General features: G+C 70.9%; 6 protein-coding genes. All 6 read right to left on the reverse strand.

Annotated features, from left to right (window positions below):
- The coding region (locus tag ET526_RS20740; RefSeq protein ID WP_135470936.1) for an ATP-binding protein at positions 1 to 602 on the reverse strand (602 nt) is incomplete at its 3' end.
- Entirely contained in the window at positions 602 to 1,093 is a 492-nt protein-coding gene (locus tag ET526_RS20745; protein ID WP_135470938.1) for a hypothetical protein, read from the reverse strand. The genes ET526_RS20740 and ET526_RS20745, both read right to left, overlap by 1 nt.
- Positions 1,093 to 1,434, reverse strand: a complete 342-nt coding sequence (locus ET526_RS20750) for a hypothetical protein (protein ID WP_135470940.1) — start codon at positions 1,432 to 1,434, stop codon at positions 1,093 to 1,095. Before ET526_RS20750 ends, ET526_RS20745 begins: the two co-directional genes overlap by 1 nt.
- 33 nt (positions 1,435 to 1,467) lie before the next feature.
- The gene (locus tag ET526_RS20755) at positions 1,468 to 1,839 is read right to left on the reverse strand and encodes a hypothetical protein (protein ID WP_135470943.1); all 372 of its coding nucleotides are present in this window, start codon (positions 1,837 to 1,839) and stop codon (positions 1,468 to 1,470) included.
- Positions 1,840 to 2,189: 350 nt separating this feature from the next.
- On the reverse strand, positions 2,190 to 3,188 hold the full coding sequence (locus ET526_RS20760; RefSeq protein ID WP_135470945.1) for a helix-turn-helix domain-containing protein: 999 nt from the start codon (positions 3,186 to 3,188) through the stop codon (positions 2,190 to 2,192).
- On the reverse strand, positions 3,151 to 4,392 hold the full coding sequence (locus tag ET526_RS20765; RefSeq protein WP_135470947.1) for a hypothetical protein: 1,242 nt from the start codon (positions 4,390 to 4,392) through the stop codon (positions 3,151 to 3,153). Before ET526_RS20765 ends, ET526_RS20760 begins: the two co-directional genes overlap by 38 nt.
- Between the last annotated feature and the right edge of the window lie 89 nt (positions 4,393 to 4,481).

Genomic DNA, 4,481 nt, shown 5'->3' on the forward strand with positions numbered 1-4,481 from the left:
GCCTTGCCGCCCTCCATCTGCGGCTGCCAGGACACGCGGCCGAGGTCGTCGGTCACGCGCTCCAGGATGCCGACCATGATCAGGCTCTTGCCCGGGGCGTGCTGCAGGTGCTTCAGGAGCCCGATCACCTCGCGCGCCATCAGGCCGTACGCGCCGCGCGTGTCGGGCTTGCCGGTGCGGTCGGAGAAGGCCTCAGGCCGCGTCTTCGCCCACGCCATCGCCTGGCGGGTCAGGTCGGTGATGCTGTCGAGGAAGACGATGCTCTTGCCGGTGAGCAGCCGGGCCAAGTCGGGATGCGCGGCGACGAGATGCTGGTGGTGCGCCGTGGAGAAGTAGCCGTTCGGATCGGCGGCCGGGTTCACGCCCCCGATCAGGCAGGCGAGGTCGATCGCGTCCTCGAAGCAGCGGATCGGGATGCTGTCGCCGGGCCAGTCCTGGACGGACTTCATGCCGGCCTCGAGATCCACGCAGAGCGTGGTCTCGTGCGGCAGCGTCTTGACCAGCGTGGTCTTGCCGACGCCGCTCGGGCCGAACAGCGCCATGGTGGTCTTGTTCGCCGCGGCGGAGAGACGCTCGTCGGCGGTGACGATGCGCAGCGGCATCAGGCGCCTCCCGCCTTCAGGGTGAGCCGGAAGGTCTGCCGGCCGGTTCGGACCGTGCGTGCCGGCTCGAAGGCCTGGCGGATGCGCTTCGGCCAGGCGACGTAGGCGCGCTCCGGCACCTTGAAGCTGACCTCGAGGTACTCGCCGGGATCCTCGCCGCCGGCGCGGATCTGCGCGGCGAGGTCGGCGAGGCGGCGCTGGTCCCACTCCACGCGCTTCGGCAGCTCCGCGGTGACCTCGACCTCACCGTCGTCGAAGCGCACGGTGCCGGTGTTCTTGCCGGCAGCGGCGCGGGCGCCGATCGCGTGCTGCTCGTAGCGGAGCGCGATGGCGGCCTCGATCCAGTCCTGCATGCGCTTGGCGGCCTCGACCGCCTCGCGCGCTTCGGCCTGGAGGAGGGCGAGGTGCGCGGCCGGCAGCGCGATGATGTCGCCCACCGGCAGGTGGCGCAGGCTGTCGAGGGTGGGGCGGTTTAGGGCGGGGGCGTGCATCAGGCCGCCTCCACCAGGATGCGCGGGAGGAGCAGCGGTGAGATCCGCCGCGGCCGTCGCCGCGCGATGGCGACGTACTCGTAGTCCTCGAAGCCGCGGCGGCGCTGCACGAGATGGACATGGCCCGCCTCGGCGAGCTTCAGCGCACGGCTCGACAGCCGCGCGACGCGGACGCGCTCGTCCGCCGACAGCAGGTTCAGGCTCGGGCACGTCTCACGCGCGAGCGCGCCGCGGTGGTAGGTGATGGCATCGCCGCTCGCGGCGTTGCCGAGCCAGGCGCAGAACGCCGCCTCGGTGAGCGGCGCCGGCGGTGGGGTGGGGATCGGAGAGCAGGTGGCCATGACCAGCATTACTCGGGCACCTCGAATTCCGTATCAGGCCGCCGAGGGGATGCCGGCCGCGAGCAGCCGAAGCCGGATCTCGCGGATGCGCCGGTAGATCCGCATGCGCGGCATCGTGCGCTGCTCGCCGAACTCATGCGGCGTGTGGTGGCTCAGCGCGGCGCAGAGGGGGTGATCCTCGGGGTCGATGGCGCCGACGGCGCGCTCCAGGTCGAGGCGGCGCTCCAGCGCGGCGAAGGCGTCGGAGGGCTGGCCGCACCAGCTCCCGTAGCTGTCCGCTTCGGTGAGGACGTCGGCGAAGGTCAGCTCGTCGCTGCCCGGCAGCCGGTCGTCGAGCGAGACGGTGTGCGCGCAGCGCCGACGCTGCCGGTGCTGCTCACCGATGCGGATGGCGGCGTGACGCATGCAGACGCGGGCGAAGGCGCCGAGCNGGCGGCGTGACGCATGCAGACGCGGGCGAAGGCGCCGAGCGTGCCTTTGGTCGGATCGTAGGCGGGCAGTCGCGACAGGATGTCCGCCAGCAGGTCGTGGCGGAGGTCATCGCGGTCCTGGGGAGGCAAGCCGAGGCTGCGCCCGAGCCTCCGGGCTTCCTCGGCGGCGACGGTCTGGATGGTGCTGAGATCGGCGGGCGTGATCGGGCGAGACATTCGGGCTGGGCTCCATCGAGGTCGATGGCCACAGCCTCGGGCGAGCAGCCGGAGGAATCCTCTCGCCTTCCTCCCCCGATCCTCCCCGAATCCTCTCCGCCGCGCTGGCTAGGCGAGCACCACCCGGATGGGCGGTGATGCCAGGCGGTAGCCGCGCCGCGTCACGCTGACGATCAAGTTCCGGCCCTGCTGGCGCGGGAGCTCCGCCGCGCTGCACATCGCCTCACGGATGCGGCTGATCGACTTTTCCAGCTGTTCGACGGCGATCGGCTCTGCCCGATCTTCTCCACCGGACAGGGCCCGGAGCAGGTCGTCCTGCCGCGCGAGCGCCTGGCCATCGGCCGCCTCACGGGCCAGCACCGCCAGAACGTCGCAGTCACGCGGCCGGAGCCGCAGCTGCGCGCCGGCGAAGCTGGCCGTCACGCCGAGGACGTTGACGGTCAGCAACATCATGTCCCGGTCGGTGCCTGCGGTGCCCAGCGCCGATGGCGCGAGCCGAACGCGCTGAAGGCTCAGCTCGGTCGAATGCAGCGCGTCGAGCAGCCCGACCATGTGGTAGCGCATGTCGAGGAAAGGGCGCCGTGCATCGGCGTCGACGCCGGGAGGCACGAGGAGCGTGGTGCTCGGTGGCGCCGGGACCGCCCGCAGGATCGGGAGGAGCACGGACGGCTGGAAGGCAAGCAGATCCACGACCAGAACCACGGCTCGGCCTTCGGCCAGGTCTCCGAGCCGCCAGACGCCGGCCGCGAGCCGCTCGGGCGGGTCAAGCCAGCCTGTGCCGGCGGCCAGCATGGCGACAAGGCGATCGACGGCGATGGCGAAGCTGCGGAGATCGGCAGCGTCGAGCACGGTGCCCGCGCTCGCGTCGTCAGGGCAATCGGCAACGAGCCGACCGTCGATCTCCACGATCGGTCGCTCGCCAAACCCACAGGTGCAGCCCGCGCAGGGCGGCCAGTTCGAGGCCGGCGGGAGTTCCGTGAGGATACCCTTCGCGAGCAGTCGCGCGAATGCCGGCCCCAGGAACGGTGCCGCGTCGCGCCCAGAGAGGATCGGCTCCGGCCCCGCGGCGCTACGCCGCAGCAGCAGCTTCGCCAGGCTGTCGTTCAAGGCAGAAGCCGTTCCGGCGGAGGAGCTCCATGATGCGGGCCTCGAAGCGGTGCCGCTTGAACACCGCGAGCGACGGCGGCTTGATCTTCACCGTCACGCTTATTGCGCGCTTCTTGCCGGCGAAGTGGATGCGCAGCACGACATGCCCGATGCGGTACCGTCCTGGGCCGAACGCCACACGGTCGGTGTGCTGCTGGACGCGCATGAGGGCCGAGCCACTGAAGGAGCGCGTGACGTGCGTCGCCAGGACGATGGGGTGGCCGTCGCGCGTCTCGCTGTCGAGCCTGTCCAACTGCACCTCGATGATCTCGACGCGCTGGATCCCGGGGTCGAAGGCGTGATCGACACCGAAGCCGAGGCCCGTCCGCTCGATGCGCTCCAGGGTGTAAAGGTCCTGGCAATCCTCGCCGGCGAAGAAGCCGGGCCGCTGCAGGATGTGGCGCGCGAAGAACTCCGCCAGATCCGCGCGCAACGCCTTGCGCAGCCCGGCGATGCCGAGCCGGCCGGTGCTCACCTGGTAGGAGAGGACCGCGTACTCGAGCCGTCGGAAACGGATCACCTCCTCGCCCCCGCGCCCCACCACCGGCAGGACCGAGACGGGTGCCCCATGGGTAACCACAGCGCGCAGCGTATCGCCATCCTCGTACCAGTCGACCCGGCAATGGGCACCGCGATGATCGCGCCTGAACATCTCGCCGGCCGCGGCCTCGAAGGCGTCCTTGGCCAGACCGGCCAGGACGGGCTCGACGCTCTCATCGCGGCCGACGTACTCCGCGAAGGACGACCGCGCCTGAAGCGCCGCGAGGTCCGACGCAGCGTCGAACACCTTCGGGTACCAGAGGTACGCGAGCAGCGCGAAGTGCTTCGGGTCGAGCGGGATCGCGTCATCCGTGCCGTCGTCGGCGGGGGCGGAAATGGTGACCTTCAGGCGCGCGGCGCGTTCCTGCAGCAGCACCATGCCAGCCTCGGTGCCGAGCTCCGCGACGTGGTGGAGATCCGCCACCAGCCCGCTCGGCAGCGCGTCCTCGGGCCCCTCGAACAGCTTCGTCAGCGCGGCTCGCGCCTCCGGCTCCGGCAGGTCAAAGATGGTCGAATCGGACGGGTCGGCGCCAGGTGCCTCGCGCTCGAACAACTCGCGGAAGAGCTCCAGGCTCACGGTGCGCAGGAACTTGGGATTGACGAACTTCCTCAAGTCGGAGGCCATGGGCGGGGTCTCGCTCGACAGGCGAAGGTTGGGGGGGGATGGGAACGCGTTCCGCGTTTGTTCTAGGCCGCGTGGACAAACCGGTAGGC

Origin of the sequence: Crenalkalicoccus roseus, from assembly GCF_004761865.1 — a bacterium.
Taxonomy (GTDB): Bacteria; Pseudomonadota; Alphaproteobacteria; order Acetobacterales; family Acetobacteraceae; genus Crenalkalicoccus; species Crenalkalicoccus roseus.

Bases quoted from the DNA above. Each gene is read 5' to 3' on its own strand.
- ET526_RS20745 (WP_135470938.1), bottom strand. From the start codon at position 1,093: ATGCACGCCCCCGCCCTAAACCGCCCCACCCTCGACAGCCTGCGCCAC.
- ET526_RS20750 (WP_135470940.1), bottom strand. From the start codon at position 1,434: ATGGCCACCTGCTCTCCGATCCCCACCCCACCGCCGGCGCCGCTCACC.
- ET526_RS20755 (WP_135470943.1), bottom strand. From the start codon at position 1,839: ATGCGTCACGCCGCCATCCGCATCGGTGAGCAGCACCGGCAGCGTCGG.
- ET526_RS20765 (WP_135470947.1), bottom strand. From the start codon at position 4,392: ATGGCCTCCGACTTGAGGAAGTTCGTCAATCCCAAGTTCCTGCGCACC.